Source organism: Paraliomyxa miuraensis (assembly GCF_026337845.1).
Taxonomy (GTDB): Bacteria; Myxococcota_A; Polyangia; order Nannocystales; family Nannocystaceae; genus Paraliomyxa; species Paraliomyxa miuraensis.
The window spans coordinates 446,339-462,061 of sequence record NZ_JAOVZF010000157.1 but is presented as its reverse complement, the minus strand read 5'-3'; the positions used below and the strand labels follow the sequence as shown (position 1 = coordinate 462,061).

The 15,723-nt window shown below is 70.2% G+C and carries 11 protein-coding genes; 8 read left to right on the top strand and 3 right to left on the bottom strand.

The annotated features are described in order from the left end of the window. The first annotated feature begins 5 nt into the window (after positions 1 to 5). From OEB96_RS29275 to OEB96_RS29265, 3 genes are all read left to right on the top strand, one after another. The gene (locus OEB96_RS29275) at positions 6 to 1,721 is read left to right on the top strand and encodes a neutral/alkaline non-lysosomal ceramidase N-terminal domain-containing protein (protein ID WP_266220071.1); all 1,716 of its coding nucleotides are present in this window, start codon (positions 6 to 8) and stop codon (positions 1,719 to 1,721) included. Next, the gene (locus OEB96_RS29270; protein WP_266220070.1) at positions 1,718 to 2,980 is read left to right on the top strand and encodes an amidohydrolase family protein; all 1,263 of its coding nucleotides are present in this window, start codon (positions 1,718 to 1,720) and stop codon (positions 2,978 to 2,980) included. Before OEB96_RS29275 ends, OEB96_RS29270 begins: the two co-directional genes overlap by 4 nt. Before the next feature lie 196 nt (positions 2,981 to 3,176). Beyond that, a complete protein-coding gene (locus tag OEB96_RS29265; protein WP_266220069.1) occupies positions 3,177 to 3,839 on the top strand; it encodes a VOC family protein in 663 nt (220 codons plus the stop codon). Between the two features lie 6 nt (positions 3,840 to 3,845). Here the strand turns inward: OEB96_RS29265 and OEB96_RS29260 are convergent, their stop codons facing one another. Next, the gene (locus tag OEB96_RS29260) at positions 3,846 to 5,900 is read right to left on the bottom strand and encodes a glutamate synthase (protein WP_266220068.1); all 2,055 of its coding nucleotides are present in this window, start codon (positions 5,898 to 5,900) and stop codon (positions 3,846 to 3,848) included. Positions 5,901 to 5,999: 99 nt separating this feature from the next. Between OEB96_RS29260 and xdhA the strand changes: the two genes are divergently transcribed. Beyond that, positions 6,000 to 7,529, top strand: coding sequence for a xanthine dehydrogenase small subunit (xdhA, locus tag OEB96_RS29255; RefSeq protein WP_266220067.1), 1,530 nt, complete (start codon positions 6,000 to 6,002; stop codon positions 7,527 to 7,529). Between the two features lie 12 nt (positions 7,530 to 7,541). Further along, complete coding sequence (xdhB, locus tag OEB96_RS29250) at positions 7,542 to 9,872, top strand: xanthine dehydrogenase molybdopterin binding subunit (RefSeq protein WP_266220066.1); 2,331 nt, start codon at positions 7,542 to 7,544, stop codon at positions 9,870 to 9,872. A gap of 16 nt (positions 9,873 to 9,888) precedes the next feature. On the opposite strand, the gene OEB96_RS29245 is transcribed toward xdhB, so the two are convergent. Then, positions 9,889 to 10,203, bottom strand: a complete 315-nt coding sequence (locus OEB96_RS29245) for a hypothetical protein (RefSeq protein WP_266220065.1) — start codon at positions 10,201 to 10,203, stop codon at positions 9,889 to 9,891. A 191-nt stretch (positions 10,204 to 10,394) separates the two neighbouring features. Beyond that, positions 10,395 to 11,546, bottom strand: coding sequence for a helix-turn-helix domain-containing protein (locus OEB96_RS29240; RefSeq protein ID WP_266220064.1), 1,152 nt, complete (start codon positions 11,544 to 11,546; stop codon positions 10,395 to 10,397). A gap of 149 nt (positions 11,547 to 11,695) precedes the next feature. On the opposite strand from OEB96_RS29240, the gene OEB96_RS29235 reads away from it, so the two are divergent. Genes OEB96_RS29235 through OEB96_RS29225 form a run of 3 tightly spaced genes read left to right on the top strand, consistent with a single transcriptional unit; the run spans position 11,696 to position 15,705 of the window. Further along, entirely contained in the window at positions 11,696 to 13,270 is a 1,575-nt protein-coding gene (locus tag OEB96_RS29235; RefSeq protein ID WP_266220063.1) for a hypothetical protein, read from the top strand. A gap of 30 nt (positions 13,271 to 13,300) precedes the next feature. Beyond that, positions 13,301 to 14,488, top strand: a complete 1,188-nt coding sequence (locus OEB96_RS29230; protein WP_266220062.1) for a hypothetical protein — start codon at positions 13,301 to 13,303, stop codon at positions 14,486 to 14,488. Positions 14,489 to 14,541: 53 nt separating this feature from the next. After that, a complete protein-coding gene (locus OEB96_RS29225; protein WP_266220061.1) occupies positions 14,542 to 15,705 on the top strand; it encodes an AAA family ATPase in 1,164 nt (387 codons plus the stop codon). Positions 15,706 to 15,723: the final 18 nt, after the last annotated feature.

Genomic DNA, 15,723 nt, shown 5'->3' with positions numbered 1-15,723 from the left:
AGACCATGCTCGAGATCGGCGTCGCCAAGACCGACATCACGACCTACGAGCCTGCCCTGGGCATGATGGGGTGGGGGATGCTCCACAACGTGGTGGAGTCGGTGGCGACCCCGCTGCACGCACGGGCCTTTGCGCTCGTCGAGCCCAGCCCCCCGAGGGCCCGGCCGCTGGTGCTGGTGTGCTGCGACCTGGCCTTCATCAGCCTCGCCCTGCGTCGGCGGGTGCTCGACCGGCTCGCCGAGCGCATGCCCGAGGCGGGCCTCGGGCATGCCGAGGTCGTGCTGATGGCCACCCACACCCATAGCGGGCCCGGGGGATTCACGCACTATCCGTTCTACAACATCACCATCCCGGGGTTCTGCGCCTCGGTGCTCGAGGGGTTGGCCCAGGGGATCGCCACGGCCATCGAGCAGGCCTACCGGGGTCGCCGGCCGGGCCAGGTTCGCTACGCGGAGGGGGCGTTCGAACCCGACGTTCCCGTGGCATGGAACCGCAGCATCGAGGCCTATAACCGCAACCCCGAGGTGGTGCCGGTGGGCCCTGGGCAGCGTGCGGTGGCGATCGATCGCACGATGCGGTTGCTGCGGTTCGACGACGCCGACGGCCGACCGCTGGGCTCGATCAACTGGTTTGGTGTCCACGGCACCAACGTGCACAGCGACAACACGGCGCTGCACTTCGACAACAAGGGCTACGCCGCCCAGGAGCTCGAGCGGGCCATGGCGCGGCGGGGCCATGGCGGCTACGTGGCGGCCTTTGCCCAGGGATCCACCGGTGACGTCACGCCCAACGATCGGCGCCATCCCGGGCGACCGTTCATGCGCGGGCGTCACCCCGATGACGACGACAGCGCCCGGTTCAACGGGCGCCTCCAGGCCACCTTGGCCCTCGAGCTCGTCGATGCGGCCGAGCGTGCGACGCCACTTGCTCCCAGGCTGATGGCCGCACATGCGTTCGAGGACTTCTCGTGCATCGACGTCGACCCGCGCTTTGCGGGCGGCCGCACCGGTCTGCGCACCGCGCCGGCGGAGATCGGGATGGCGATGTTCTTCGGCACCGAGGAGGGGCCGGGCTTGCCTCGCTCGCTGCGCTCGCTGCAGGGCGTGGTCATGCGAGCCCGCGAGCGCTGGCGTCGGCTGCGGCCGCCCGAGACCTTCGCCGAGCATGCGGCCACCCAGGCCGAGAAGATCCCGTGGGTGGAGAGCGGCCGTCGACGGATCCTGGGGATGGCCCGGCTGCGTCGGCTGCCGCTGCCCTGGAGGGCCCATCCTGCGCTGCGCCTGGTGCGGGCGCTCGACGAGGACGAGCCCGATGCCAAGCCATGGACTCCTGCTGTGCTGCCCGTGCACGTGGCCATGATTGGGGCGGTGGCGATCGCGGCCGCCCCGGCCGAGATCACCACGGTGGCCGGTCGAAGGATCCGCGCCACCGTGGCCGAGGCGCTCGCCGCCCGCGGGGTCACCCATACCGTGCTGTGCGGCCATGCCAATGCGTACTCGGGCTACGTGACCACGCCGGAGGAGTACGAGCTGCAGGACTACGAGGGCGCGAGCACGCACTTTGGCAAGTGGACGCTGCCCGCGTACCAGACGGTGTTCGATCGCGTGGCGCGGCGGCTCGGCGAGCCCGCGCCCGTCGGCGAGCCCGTGCTCGAGCCCCCGCGCTTCTCCGAGCGCGAGCTGATGCGGCGGGCCTTCCCCGCGACGGGAGCACGACCATGAGCGATGCATCGAGGATGCACGGGCCGATCGTGGTCGGCCCCGATGCCACGGGGCTCGTGGTGCTCGTCGAGGGGGATCGCGTCCGCGCGGTGACCGAGGCAGAGGCTCCCGCCGACGTGCCGCGGCTTGCGTGCGAGGGCGCGACGATCCAGCGCGGCCGCGTCAACGCGCACACGCACATCTACAGCGGACTGGCGCCGCTGGGCCTGCCGGCGCCCGAGCCTGCACCGCAGACCTTCGTGCAGATCCTCGAGCGCGTGTGGTGGCGGCTCGATCGAGCGCTCGACGAGGCCTCGCTGCGGGCGTCGGCGCGGCTCTACGTGGCGCAGGCGCTGCTGGCCGGGACCACGACCCTCATCGATCACCACGAGTCGCCCGCGTTCATCGAGGGCTCGCTCGACGTACTGGCGGCGGCCTGCGACGAGCTGGGGATCCGGGCGCTGCTCTGCTACGGGGCCACCGAGCGCAACGGCGGGCGCGAGGAAGGTCGCCGGGGCCTGGCCGAGTGTCGTCGATTCCTCGTGCGCAGCCACGGCCCGCGGCTGTGCGGAGCGGTGGCCCTGCACGCCTCGTTCACCGTCTCCGACGACATCATCGGCGAGGCGGCGTCGCTTTGTCGGGAGCTGTCGACCATCATGCACGTGCACGTGGCCGAGGATGGCAAGGACCTCGCCGATGCGCTCGATGCCAGGGCGCGCGGCTACGACGGTCCACTCGAGCGCCTGCTGGCGCTGCAGGCCCTGCCGCCGGGCTCGATCCTCGCGCATGGCCTCGACCTCGACGAGCACCAGGTCCGTCGCGTGCACGATGCCGGCTGCTGGATCGTGCAAAATCCCCGCAGCAACCACGGCAACGGCGTGGGGTATCCGCGTGCGCTCGCCCATGGCGATCGCGTGGCGCTGGGGACCGACGGCTATCCCGCGCGCATGGAGGACGAGGACGCGGCGCTTTGGGAGCATGCCCGGGCCCAGGGCGACGATCTGGCCGCCGTGGCGGGTAGGATCGCAGCCGGACACGTGCTGGCATCGGAGCGCTTCGGGGGCACCTTCTCGATGCCATCGATCGGGGGCGGGCCCGTGGTGGCCGACCTGCGGGTGGTGGAGACCGACGGTCGGGTCCGCCACGTGCTGGTGGGAGGCCGCGTGGTGGTACGGAATGGGGAGCTGACCGGGGCCGATCTCGAGGAGATCCTCCGTGATGCGAGAGCCCAGGCCGAGCGGCTGTGGGACCGGATGGCTGCGTTGGCGCCATCGGTCTAGATCGGCCGCCGGGGCCGGCAACCGACGAGAACGGCGTCAAATGGGGTGTGGGCGCATCCCCGTCCGGTGGGCCTGCTCCTTCCCGTGGCCCCCAACGGTCCATGCCTCGATCGAGGATTGGCGTGCGCGCTTTCGCGTGTGGGCGCTACGCTCACGTCGCGCGCACGCGGCCGCTCGTGCCGCGGAAAGGTCCACGATGAGCAAGTTCGTCCACATGGAGCTGAGCACCTCGGATCCCGAGGCGGCGACCCAATTCTACGAGAGCGTCTTCGGCTGGAAGTCGCAGAACATGACGATGGCCGATGGCCACGTCTACACCATGGTCATGACCGCCGGGGGCGATGGGATCGGTGGGATCCAGAAGAATCCCATGCCCGAGGCGCCTTCCGCATGGCTCGGCTACGTCGGGGTCGAGTCGGTCGAAGCCACGATCGCCAAGGTCGAGGAACTCGGAGGCAAGGTGATCCAGCCCAAGCTGGAGGTCGCGGGCATGGGTTGGCTCGCGATCTTCACCGATCCCCAGGGCGCAACGTTTGCCGTGTGGGAGCAAGCGATGACCGAGGCTGCACCCGAGGCGGCCCCGGCCCCAGCGGCTCCGACCGAAGCGAAGGCGGCCAAGAAGGCGGCGGCCAAGAAGGCGCCGGCCAAGAAGGCACCGGCCAAGAAGGCGGCGGCCAAGAAGGCACCGGCCAAGAAGGCACCGGCCAAGAAGGCGGCGGCCAAGAAGGCACCGGCCAAGAAGGCGCCCAGCAAGAAGGCGGCGGCCAAGAAGGCACCCAGCAAGAAGGCCGCCAAGAAGACCTCCGGCAAGAAGGCCGCCAAGAAGACCTCCGGCAAGAAGCCCAGCAAGAAGAAGTAGCTGGCGCTAGCGTGCGGCCGCGCTCACGTAGTTGTCGCTACGAGCGAGCACGGCCGCGCTCACCAGATCCATCAGGTGCAAGAAGGTCAGGTCGACCTCGCCCTCCGCGTGCCCCTTGGCGGTGCCCGCGGGATCGGCGGGGTCGAGCCGTAGATCGAAGCCCTCGCCGCGATAGTGGACCGGGGACCCCGGCGCGGGGATGTCGGCCTCGAAATTCCTCCCCGAGAAGCGCCCGAGCACGGTGCGGGCCTGCCCTCGCTGCTCCACGTAGAAGCCGTCGTGCTCGGCAAAACCCTCCCAGTCGGCCCGGCTGCCGAAGAAGCGCGGCTTGACCACGTAGGGCCCGCCGTCCTCGGGGCAGAACACGTCACAGTTGCCGCACTCGTTGCAGAAGTCGGCGAAGTTGGCGATCTGGTGCTTCTTGGTCACCGTGATCGCGTCGGCGACCCGGGCCACGAAGCCGTCGCCCTGGGGCAGCAGCTTGACCACGGGCACTTCGCCCTGGGGCAGCACGAACGTGAAGTTGGCGTCGTTGGGGCACACGGGCAGGCACTTGTCGCAGGTGAGGCAATCGAGCAGCACGAGGCTCGAGCCGACCTTCTTGGGCGGCTTTTGGTTGCTGGCCCGGGCATAGCGAGGATCGGCGGTCACCTGCTCCACGTAGCTGGTCGTGTTGAGCACCTTGACCGCCGACAGCCAGCGGGCGGCCAGGGCGTGGTCGGCCACGGCCTCGTCGAGGGTGCCGTCGGGCTCGAGCGCTCGCAGGCATGCCTCCCGCTCGTGGTCGGGGAGGCCCAGCGAGTCGAGCGCCGCGGGGCCGTGGCCGTGGGCACGCAGCACGAAGTCGTCGACGGTCGCGGCCCCCACCGCGTCCATGCGCCGCGACAGCTCCTTGTAGTAGGCCTGGGTGCGGCCGTAGCCGCCCGGCTGCAGCAGATCGCTGCACACCGTGATCGGCGTCAGCCCCAGGCCCACCGCGTCGGCGAAGTTGCGCTGATCGATGCCGGCCGAGAACGAGATCGGGAAGCGGTCGCCGAAGCGCTCGCGGAAGCGGCCCACCAGGTTCATGGCCAGCACGTGCAGGGGCGCCCCGCTCATGTACATCTCCTTCTCGGTGGCCGGGAAGAACGAGCGGTGGTTGTGCACGATGAGCGTGTTGGTGAACTTGACCCCGAACGCAAGCCCGAGCGACTGGGCCTTGGCTCCCAGGCGCTCCACGAAGCCCACCGCCTGGTCCCAGTGGGTGTCCTTTTCGAACGCCGAGTCGGGCACGTGCTGCTCGGTGTAGCCGAGGCGGTCGTGCAGCAGCTCTCGCAGCCGCTGCGGGCCCAGGAGGGTGGGGTTCAGCTTGACGATGCAGTGCAGCCGATGCTCTTCGAGCAGGTAGTCGATGATCCCCTCGATCTCGTCGGGCGGGCAGCCGTGGAAGGTGCTCAGCGTGAGCGTGTCGCTGAGCTTGGTCTGGAAGTCGAGGTCCCGGTACTGGGCCAGCTCGTCGGGGATCTCGGCCCGCAGCCGCTCGACCAGGGTCGATGCGTCCTTCATGCCGCGGATGAACGCCTGCACCGGCTCGCTGCGGATCCCCTGCAGGTCGTAGCCCACGCTCATGTCGTAGACTACGGGCGCGAAGCTCGGGGTCACCGGCAGCCGCCCCGACGCCTCGAGGATCCGGATGGCCATGGCGCCCTTGACGTACTCCTCGAGCGATTGCGGCAGCCGCAGCTCCTGCGACCACTCCACGTTGTAGCCCACCGTCTGCATGTCGATGCAGGGGCGGGGGATCTGGAGCTCGTCGAGGATCTGGACCGTCTTGAGCTCGAAGATCCGGCAGCCGGCCAGCCACGAGAGCACGATGTTCTGCGCGAGCTGGCTCTGGGGGCCGGCGGCGGGTCCGAGCGGGCTGCCCGCCACGTGGCCCCCGAAGACCACGGACGTGTCGTGGTGCTCGTCCCCCAGCACGAACTTGCGGCGCGGCAGGTGGAAGATCGCATCGTGGTCGTCGAGCTCGCGGAACATGCGGAGCAGGAGCGCACCAAACGGGTAGGGTCGTAGCTCGGCCATCGTGGGTTTCGCGGGGGGCGGGGATGTGGCAGGCGCCGGCTGAGGCGGGGGGATCGAGAGTACACCCCGGCCTGCTCGATGCGGTACGCTGGTCCGGACATGGACGCGGTGCTGCTGCACGTCAACGGGGAGGCGCGGGAGGTTCTCGATGTCAGCCCCACCACCACGCTGCTCGAGTACCTACGGGGGCCAGCGGGCCTGTCGGGGACCAAGGAGGGCTGCGCCGAGGGCGACTGCGGGGCCTGTACGGTGGTGGTGATCGATCCCGACGCCCCCGGTGGTCCTCGCTTTCGGGCGGTCAACAGCTGCTTGCTGTTGCTGCCGCTGCTGCACGGCAAGCACGTGCTCACGGTGGAGGCGCTCTCGCAGCACGGGGGGCAGCACGGGGGGCAGCACGGCGGCGACGGGCCCGGCCACCATCCCGTGCAGCAAGCCCTCGTGGCCGCGCTCGGCTCGCAGTGCGGCTACTGTACGCCCGGGGTGATCATGTCGATGTTCGAGGCCTGCTATCGCGGCGATCTCGACGCGCCATGGAAGCTCGACGATCAGATGTGCGGCAACCTCTGCCGCTGCACCGGATATCGACCGATCCGTGAGGCCACCCAGCAGATCGCCGGCCTTCGGCCCGACGACCGCTTCGGGGCGGCGCTCGCCGAGGTCGGCCCGTCGACGAGCGCGACCCTGCGCTATGCATTCGAGGGTCGAGGCGGCACCCCGTCGCAGTCGTTTTGGATCCCTGGAACGTTGTCCGAGCTGTGGGATCTGATGGACGCGCATCCCGAGCTGCGGCTGGTGGTGGGCGCCACCGATCTGGGGCTCGACGTGACCAAGAAGGGCGAGCGCTTCCCCGCGCTGGCCTCGCTGCAGGCCATTGCCGAGCTGCGTAGGCTCGAGCACGCCGATGGGCGCTGGTCGATCGGGGCCACCGTGCGCCTGGCCGACCTCGAGGATGCAACCGCGCAGGCGCTGCCCCCCATGGCTCGCATGCTGCGGTTCTTCGGCTCGCGGCAGATCAAGAACAGCGCCACGGTGGGGGGCAACCTGTGCAACGCCTCCCCGATCGGCGACCTCGCCCCCGTGCTCCTCGCGCTCGATGCCACGATGGTGGTGGCCGGCCGGTCCGGCGAGCGAAGGGTCCCGGCGGGTGAGTTCTTCGTGAGCTATCGAAGCACTGCGCTACGACCCGGCGAGCTGTTCGTGCGGGTCGAGCTGCCCGATCCTCCGGCCAATGCTCGCGTGGTGGCCTACAAGGTCTCCAAGCGTCGCGAGATGGACATCAGCGCGGTCGCGGCGGCGCTGCGGGTCGACGTGGACGGCGGGGTCGTCACCGCCGCCCGCCTGGCCTTTGGCGGGATGGCGGCCACGCCGGCACGGGCCCGGGCCGTCGAGGCCGCGCTCGTGGGCCAGCCGTGGTCGCAGGCCAGCTGCGATGCGGCGGCCGAGCGGATCGGCGACGACTTCACCCCGATGTCCGATCACCGGGGCTCGGCCTGGTATCGCGCCACCGTGGCCGGAAACCTGGTGCGGGCCATGTTCGACGACACGAGCCAGTGCGCCATGCCCGGGCTGCCCGACCGGCCCACGAGCATGGTCGGCACCGCGGGAAGCTCGTCGGTTCACCACCCCTGAGGAGTCCCGGCCATGAAGAACCAAGCGCCTCCACCCAGCCCCCTGCACCAGCCGGCGATCCACGAGAGTGGGTATCGTCACGTGTCGGGCCAGGCCCGCTACGTGGACGACTGGCCGCTGCCACCGGGCACCGGGCACGTCTGGGTGGTCACGTCGCCCCACGCGCGCGCGCGCATCGTCGGGTGCGAGCTCGCGGCGGCGCGGGCGATGCCTGGGGTGCGGGCGGTGCTGCTCGCCCGCGACGTGCCGGGCTCGCTGCACATCGGGCCCATCGTGCACGACGAGGAGCTGCTGGCGCGCGACGAGGTGCTCTACGTCGGGCAGCCGGTGGCGCTGGTGGTGGCCGACGACCTGGCCGCCGCGCGCATGGCCGGGGCCGAGGTCCGCGTGGAGTACGAGGTGCGGCCGGCCATCCTCACCATCGAGCAGGCGATCGAGGCGGGCTCGTACGTGGCCGAGCCCCACGTGATCGCGCGCGGGGACGTGGAGGCCGCGCTGGCCGGGGCCGCGCTGCGCATCGACGGCGAGGTCCGCACCGGCGCGCAGGATCACTTCTATCTCGAGACCCAGGCCGCGCTGGCGATCCCTGGTGAGGGGCGCACGATGACGGTGCTCAGCTCGTCGCAGCACCCCACCGAGGTCCAGGCCGAGGTGGCCGCGGTGCTCGGGGTGGGGCGAAACGAGATCGTGTGCGAGGTCCCCCGCATGGGCGGAGGCTTTGGGGGCAAGGAGTCGCAGGCCACCCCGTTTGCGTGCATGGCCGCGCTGGCGGCCCACGTCACCGGGCGTCCGGCCAAGGTGTGGCTCAATCGAGAGCGCGACATGAGGATCACCGGCAAGCGGCATCCGTTCCTCGGCCGCTACGACGCGGGTCTCGACGCCGATGGTCGCCTCGTCGCGCTCTCGGTCGAGCTGTGGAGCGATGCGGGGTTCTCGGCCGACCTGTCGCTGCCCGTGCTCGACCGGGCGCTGTTCCACCTCGACAACGCCTACTACGTGCCCGCGCTGCGCCTTTGCGGGCGGGCGTGCGTCACCAACCTCCCGTCCAACACTGCCTTTCGGGGATTCGGCGGACCGCAGGGCATGGTGGTGATCGAGGAGATCCTCAATCGGGCCGCCGAGCGCATGGGGATCGATCCGGCCGTGCTGCGCGAGCGCAACTACTACGGGGAGCCGCCGCGTGACCGCGCGCCCTATGGCCAGGAGATCCCGTGGGCGCACAACCGCCTGCCCCGGATCCATGCCCGCTTGATGGAGAGCAGCGGCTACGCGTCGCGTCGCGAGGCCATCGCGGCCCACAATGCCGCCTCGCCCTGGCAGAGGCGTGGGATCGGGTTCCAGCCGGTCAAGTTCGGGATCTCGTTCACCAAGAGCGTGCTCAATCAGGCCGGAGCGTTCGTGCTCGTCTACACCGATGGCACCGTCCAGCTCAATCACGGTGGCACCGAGATGGGGCAGGGCCTGCACACCAAGATGCTGACCGTGTGCGCGCACGAGCTGGGCGTGCCGGTCTCGGCCGTGCGGGTGATGACGACGGCCACCGACAAGGTGCCCAACACCTCGGCCACCGCGGCCAGCAGCGGATCGGATCTCAACGGGCAGGCGGTGCGCCATGCCTGCGGGATCCTGCGCGAGCGCCTGCGGGCGGTCGCGGCGCGGATGCTCGAGCTGTCCGAGGACCAGGCCGCTGCCCTGCGCTTCGAGGGCGGCGCGGTGGTGCATCCCGGCAGCGCGCGCTCGCTGGCGTTTCCCGACGTGGCCCAGCAAGCCTGGCTCGATCGGGTGTCCTTGTCGGCCACGGGCTACTACCACACCCCGGGCGTGGGCTACGACCACGCCACGGGCCAGGGCACGCCGTTCTACTACTACGCCTACGGCGGGGTCGTGTGCGAGGTGGAGGTCAACGGCCTGACCGGCGAGCACCGCATGCTGCGAGTCGACATCCTCCACGACGTGGGCAGCTCGCTCGTGCCGACCATCGATCGCGGCCAGGTCGAGGGAGGATTCGTGCAGGGGGTCGGGTGGCTCACCTGCGAGGAAGTGCTCGTCACCGCCGACGGCCACCCGGTCACGCTGGGACCCTCGACCTACAAGATCCCGGCCGTGGGTGACGTGCCCGTGGACCTTCGCGTGGAGCTGCTGCCGCAGGCCGAGCAGCCCGGGGTGGTCCACGGCAGCAAGGCGGTGGGGGAGCCGCCGTTCATGCTCGCGCTCGGGGTGGTCACCGCCCTGCGACATGCGATCGGAAGCTTCGGGCCCGGCGAGGTCGAGCTGGCGCTGCCGGCCACGCCGGAGGCGATCCTGCGCGCGGTGCAGCGGCAGCGCGGCCCGTCGACCACGTGAGGTGGTAGGGCGTCAGTCAGTCGAGCCGTTGAGGTGGGCCGACAAGGCACAGGTGCTTGCTCGTGCGATCGTCCAGCGCTCGGCAGTCGTTGGCATCGATGAACCCCCGGTCTCGTAACCACCGCCAGCAATCGAACGGCGATATCACACGGCCAGGGCCCAGCTCGACGAGCGCGGACAGAGCCGCCTTGCCGTCCACCGTGACGAAGACTCCATCCGTGATCTCGTGAGCGAGCAGGGCGATCGACTCGTCTTCCCCGGCATTCTTGGTGGCGTGGCTCGAGCGAGGACGTAGCCTCCGGCTGTACACCTGCTCGGCCGGTGAGCCCACGATCAGCTCGTGCTTCTCGATCCACGGGCTCCCCGATGGATCGCCACGTGCGAGGAGCGCTCGCGTTTGATGACCCGTGGATCCTTCTTGGGCGACCTGCGCAGAGACGTGGAGCGTAGACCCCGGCCAATTCCACGTCGCTCGAGCCACGGCTGCGAGCTGACCGAGTGGGCCATTGTCGAGCAACATTCTCATGACAACGCAAGGATTTCGCGCGCTCGACCCGAGGAAATCGCACCGCTGCGGTGGGCCTGCAGCACCAAGTCCTGGAGCAGACCACTGACGATGGGGCTCACTTCGACATCGAGGCCATGATCACGAGGATCGTCGCGCGGTAGCTCGGGCTCCCAGTTGCCGGGAATCCTCGTGCTTCGAGACCGCCATGCGACATTGGCGAGCAACTGCTCGGTGGTCTCTGCATCGATGATCCCGACGTTCTTGGCATGCCACACTGCCCCTTCGAGGGTGAAGCCCCACTCCCGCGCGATCTGGAGGACGGCTTGCTCGGGAGTCGAGTGCTTGGCGACGCGCTCGCGGACGTACTCCGGAGGGGCAATGAAAGCGGGCGCAAACGCGTTGGCGCGCTGCTCCAGGGCCTCCGCATGGGGCTGAGGCCGTCGCTCGGTCGGTGAGAGGTCGGTCTCACCGCCATCGTGGAGCAGGTGGGGCAGCTCGTGGGCCATGACCTGTCGGCGTGGGAGCTGCCATCGGACGCGTCCGCTGCACTCGTTGAGCAGCACCACGGGCATGGCTCCGGGGCGCCAGACGCTGACTGCTTGCCTGGACCAGGACTCCATCGAGACGCGAGCCACGTGGATGCCGATCCGCTCGAGGATCTGCTGGATCGAGCGCAGTGGCTCGCAAGCCCGCGCGATGGAGTCGAGCTCCTCGAGCCGAGCGCGTGCGCGTGCGCCGAGCTCGTAGCCCTCGCGCCACGCGTGTTCGTGGTCTTCGAGCGGCACGGGGGAGCGCAAGACTGCGAGCGAGAGCGCAGGTTGCCCAACCAACCCCTGGAGGAAGGCGCCGACCTCACCGAGCTCTGCGGCCAGCGCCATCAACCGAACGTCACTGGCCGGAATGGCCTCCGACGAGTCGGGGGTGTGTGAACGAAACCATCCGGGCAAGCGCCGCGCATCGGGCAAGCTCTCGCCTCGTAGCAGCGTCGCGGGATCGAAGATCAGCGCCCTTCCCAGCGCCTCGAGTTCGAGCATCGTCAGGCGCCCGGAGTCGGATTCGATCGCGTCGACCGCAGTCGGAGTCAGCCCCGATAGATGTGCAACCTCGTCGATCGAGAAGCCGAACCGCTTGCGACGTTCGGCGATGGCATGTCCGTACGCGGCCACGTAGGGACAGCGTAGCATCGTTGCACGACGGCCCGAATGCCTCCGGCGCTGCCGGTTCGTCGCGCTCGACCGTGTGGGCCCGGGCCGCCTGGCCCGCCGCGGGCGGGTACTACCGCCCCCGATTCCCCCTTTGCTATCCTCCGCCCCGCATGGCGACCTCCCTGCTCGAGCCGGTCTCCGCCGGCCAGACGCGATTCCGCATGCAGGGGCTGGCGCCGGACGCCCGTGGGATCGCGGTCGGTCGCGAGGTACTCGTCACCTTTCCCACCATCGACTGGTTGGTGGCGTTCCTGGGGGCGTTCAGCGACGAGTCCAACCTCGACGACCTGCTGCCCACCATGACCCTCGAGCACTCGCGGCGGCAGGAGGGTGGGCACGCGATCCTGCTGCGTGCGGCCGCGGGCGACGGCTATGCGGTCGATCGCCTGGCCCGGATCGCGGGCGCCACCCGCGGGCAGCTGTTCACCGGCAGCGGCTCGGTGTTCGTGCGCTGGCGCGGCCGCGAGGCCCCGTTCGGCTACGACCTGGTGTCTCCCATGGCGGCGAGCGGCGAGGAAGTCCTGGTGGTCGACATCGACTACGTCGCGACCTACGCCGCCGTCGATCGCATGGATCCGGTGGAGCTCATCCAGCGCCTGCAGCTCCGCCGCGTACCGCTGCCGTTGTCCGGGATCTCGGGTGAAGCCGAGCGCTGCGGCATCAAGGATCTCGCGCTCGCGCTGGTGGCCCCGGGCCTGGCCTCTCGCGTGCTGCGACACCTGTGGCGGCTCGAGGCCAACTTTGCCGGCTACTACGTCACCCTCGAGGGCGACGCCGGCGCGAGCCTGCTGCTGCGGATCCGTCACCCCCGCGGGCGGGTGCTCGACGTGCTCCACGGGACGCCCGGTGTGGAGCTGCTCGCGCCGGCCTCGTCCCGAGCCGCGGTGCAGCTCGGCTATCGCCATCCGATCCAGCTCGCCTCGGCGTCGGCCTGCCTGCCCGGGGAGGAGATGTTCCTGTTTCGTGGCGACGTGGGACGGGTCGAGCGACTGCCCGGACCGCCGCGCTTCGTCGATGGCCGCCATCTGGTCGAGGCGACGGGCACCGCCCACCTGCGCGAGCTGGGGCAGCTACGCGAGGCCGAGCTCGAGCCCTTGCAGGTCGAGCTCCAGGTGCGACCCGCCAGCAACCCCCGTGAGCCACGCGGGGCCCTCATCGCCTGGGAACAGGTCGCCCTGCTTCGACACCTGGTCTATCTCATTCCGCCCAGCGCCCTGGCGGCCTCGCGCGTGGTGCCGCTGGACGAGGGGCTGGTGGTGATCACCGGATCCTCCATCGGCAACCGCGGTCGGGCGGCCGCGGTCGCGGGCATGGGAGCGGGAGCCATCGTGCCGCTGGGTCGCCGCCTGGGCGAGGTGGCGCCCGGCGTACTGGTCGCCGACGGCTATGAACTCTGGCCGCGGGTTCGTCCCGCCCTCACCCGGCAGCTGCTCGGGCTCGGCCCCGACGACCATGCGCTGTTCCTGCGACCCGACACCGATCCCATTCGGGTGACCGAGGCCCAGCTGCTGCCCCTCGACGCGGCGCTCATCGGGCGCTTGCGGCTCTCCGATGCCACCACCGTCGCCCCCGAGCTGCCCGCGCTCACGCCGGGCCAGGTCGAGAACCGCAAGCTGGGTCGGTTTGCGCTGTGGGGGTTCGGCGGCCCTCCCAAGGGGCCCGAGGACGAAGGGCGGGGCCAGTAGGCTCGTCACCCGATCGATGCAGAGGGATGGATGGCGCGCAGCCTGACCGAGCTCCTCGACGACTTCGTGATGCCGCTGCTCGGCGGCGGGCCGCTGCAGGTCGGCGCCCCGCTGCGGGCCCGTGATCTTCCGCCCATGCTGGAGCTCGCTCGCGAGCTCCAGCGCCCCGAGCTGCGCTTCCTTCGGCTGCGTCGCGGGCAGCAGCTGGTCGCCGATCCGGAGCTTCCCGATCCGGATCCCGACGAGCTCCAGCTCTGGGCCGGGCTCTACAACACGCTGGTGTTCGAGCACCCCGATCGCCGTCGCGTGTGGTCGCGAGCCTCCGTGTGGCGCCGGGTCGAGGGGACCACCCGAAGCTTGCTCACCCTGTCGGCTCCCGCCTCGGTCGGCGAAGCGCTCATGCGCCACGTCTCGGTGGGCGCCTTCATCGATCTTCGTCGGCACGACATGGTGGTGGGGCTGCCCACGGGGGGCGAGCTACGGGCCATGGGCCAGGATCTGCCGCGCCGGATCCTGCGCGTCGCCAGCCCCGCCGACGGGCTGCGCCACGAGCAGGTGCGCCTTTGCGAGCAGCTCGCCTCCCTCGAGGCCCAGCGCTTGCTCGAGGACGCCCTACGGGCCTCGCCGCTGACCTGCGTGCTGCGACCGCTGGTGGCCCCTCCCGGGTGGTCGCCCCTGTGGGCGGCCGATGCCTTTGGCGACCGCGCGATGGTCCGAGCGATCTGCCACGAGTGGGCGCGCCAACGCGACTGGGTCGCGGTGGGCGGTGCGGTGACGGGCGCGTTGCTGCCGTCGCTGCCCAATCCGAGCCGGGCTCGGCCCGTGCCCCGCGAGGGCGAGCGCCTGGCGCTGCCGGGCGCCGTGCTCCCCACCGACCCGGACGTGCTCGTCGGGGTGGTCGGCGCCTTGATCCACCTGCACTTCCTCAAGGTCGTCGAGCTCGATGCTCGGCTCGGGGTCGCCGCGGCCAGCCGCGATCCCGGGGTGACCGCCTTCCTCGCGCTGCCGCTGCTGCTTCCGTGGCTCGGTGAGCGCACCGGGTCACCGCTGGGGGGGGTGGTGCAAGACGACGCGCAGCGGCCGGGCCGCGACCACGTGGACGCTCCGATCGCGCGGCGCTGGACCGAATACCTCGATCACCTGCAAGAGCTCGTACCCCGCAGCGCCGTGGACAATCTACTGGCGAGCCTCGTATCCCGCATCGTACAAACACCGTGACCATGGCCGCCCCCGTCCACGCAGCCGAACCGAACCCAGGAGTGGCGCCCGTAGTGGCCGAGCTCTCCCGTCGCCTCCAGGACGGTGCTCGCCAGCTCCAGGCCCAATTCCTGGGCAAGGAAGAGATCATCCGCTTGCTCTTCATCAGCGCGGTCGCGGGCGAGCACCTGGTGATGGTCGGCCCGCCCGGCACGGCCAAGAGCGCGCTCTTGCGAGCGTTCGCCCAGATCATCGAGGCCAAGTACTTCGACTACCTGCTGACCCGGTTCACCGAGCCCAACGAGATCTTCGGGCCCGTCGACATCCAGGCGTTCCGCAGCGGGTCCTACCGCCGACGGGTCCAGGGCATGCTGCCCGAGGCCGAGGTGGTGTTCCTCGACGAGATCTTCAAGGCCAACAGCGCCATCCTCAACAGCCTCCTGACCCTGCTCAACTCGCGGCGCTTCACCCACGGCAACGAGACGGTGCGGGTCCCGCTCATCTCGCTCTACGCGGCCAGCAACGAGGTGCCCTCCGACGACGCGCTCTCGGCGCTGTTCGATCGGTTCTTGCTTCGCGTTCGAGTGGACTACCTCGACAGCTACCACTTTCGCGGCCTGCTCCAAAAGGGCATCGAGCTCGAGGCCAAGGGCATGAACCCCGATGCCGAGCGCGCGCGTCCGGTGGTCAGCGCCAGCGATCTGCTGGCGCTGCAGCGTGGGTTTGGCGGGCTGCTCGACTTCGGCGAGGACTTCCTGGCCACGTTCAAGGGCCTGGTGTTCCAGATCCGCTCCGAGGGCATCGGCCTGTCCGATCGCCGCGTGGTCAAGCTGCTCAAGCTGTTCGCGGCCTCGGCCGTGTTCGACGGGCGCACCCAGGTCAACGACTCCGACCTGTTCGTGCTGCGCCACGTGTGGAACACCCCCGAGCAGGAGGAGATCCTCCAGGAGATCGTGGGGCCGGTGCTCGACCAGTGGTACGAGCAGCACCCCGACCAGGCCCGCATCGGGGCCACTCCCACCAACCTCCAGGATCTGCTCGACGAGCTCCGCATCATTCGCGAGACCCTCACCGGCTCCGAGGTGCTGTCGGACATGCAGCTGTTCAGCCAGCTGCGCAACCTCGGTGACATCAAGGCGGCGCTGATGCGCATGCCCGACAACCCCACCGCGGCCCGCATGGTCGGCGAGGTCGACAAGCTGCTCGAGACGATGTTCGCCTCCAGCCGCTTCGTGTGATCGCGGCCACGGAAGCGG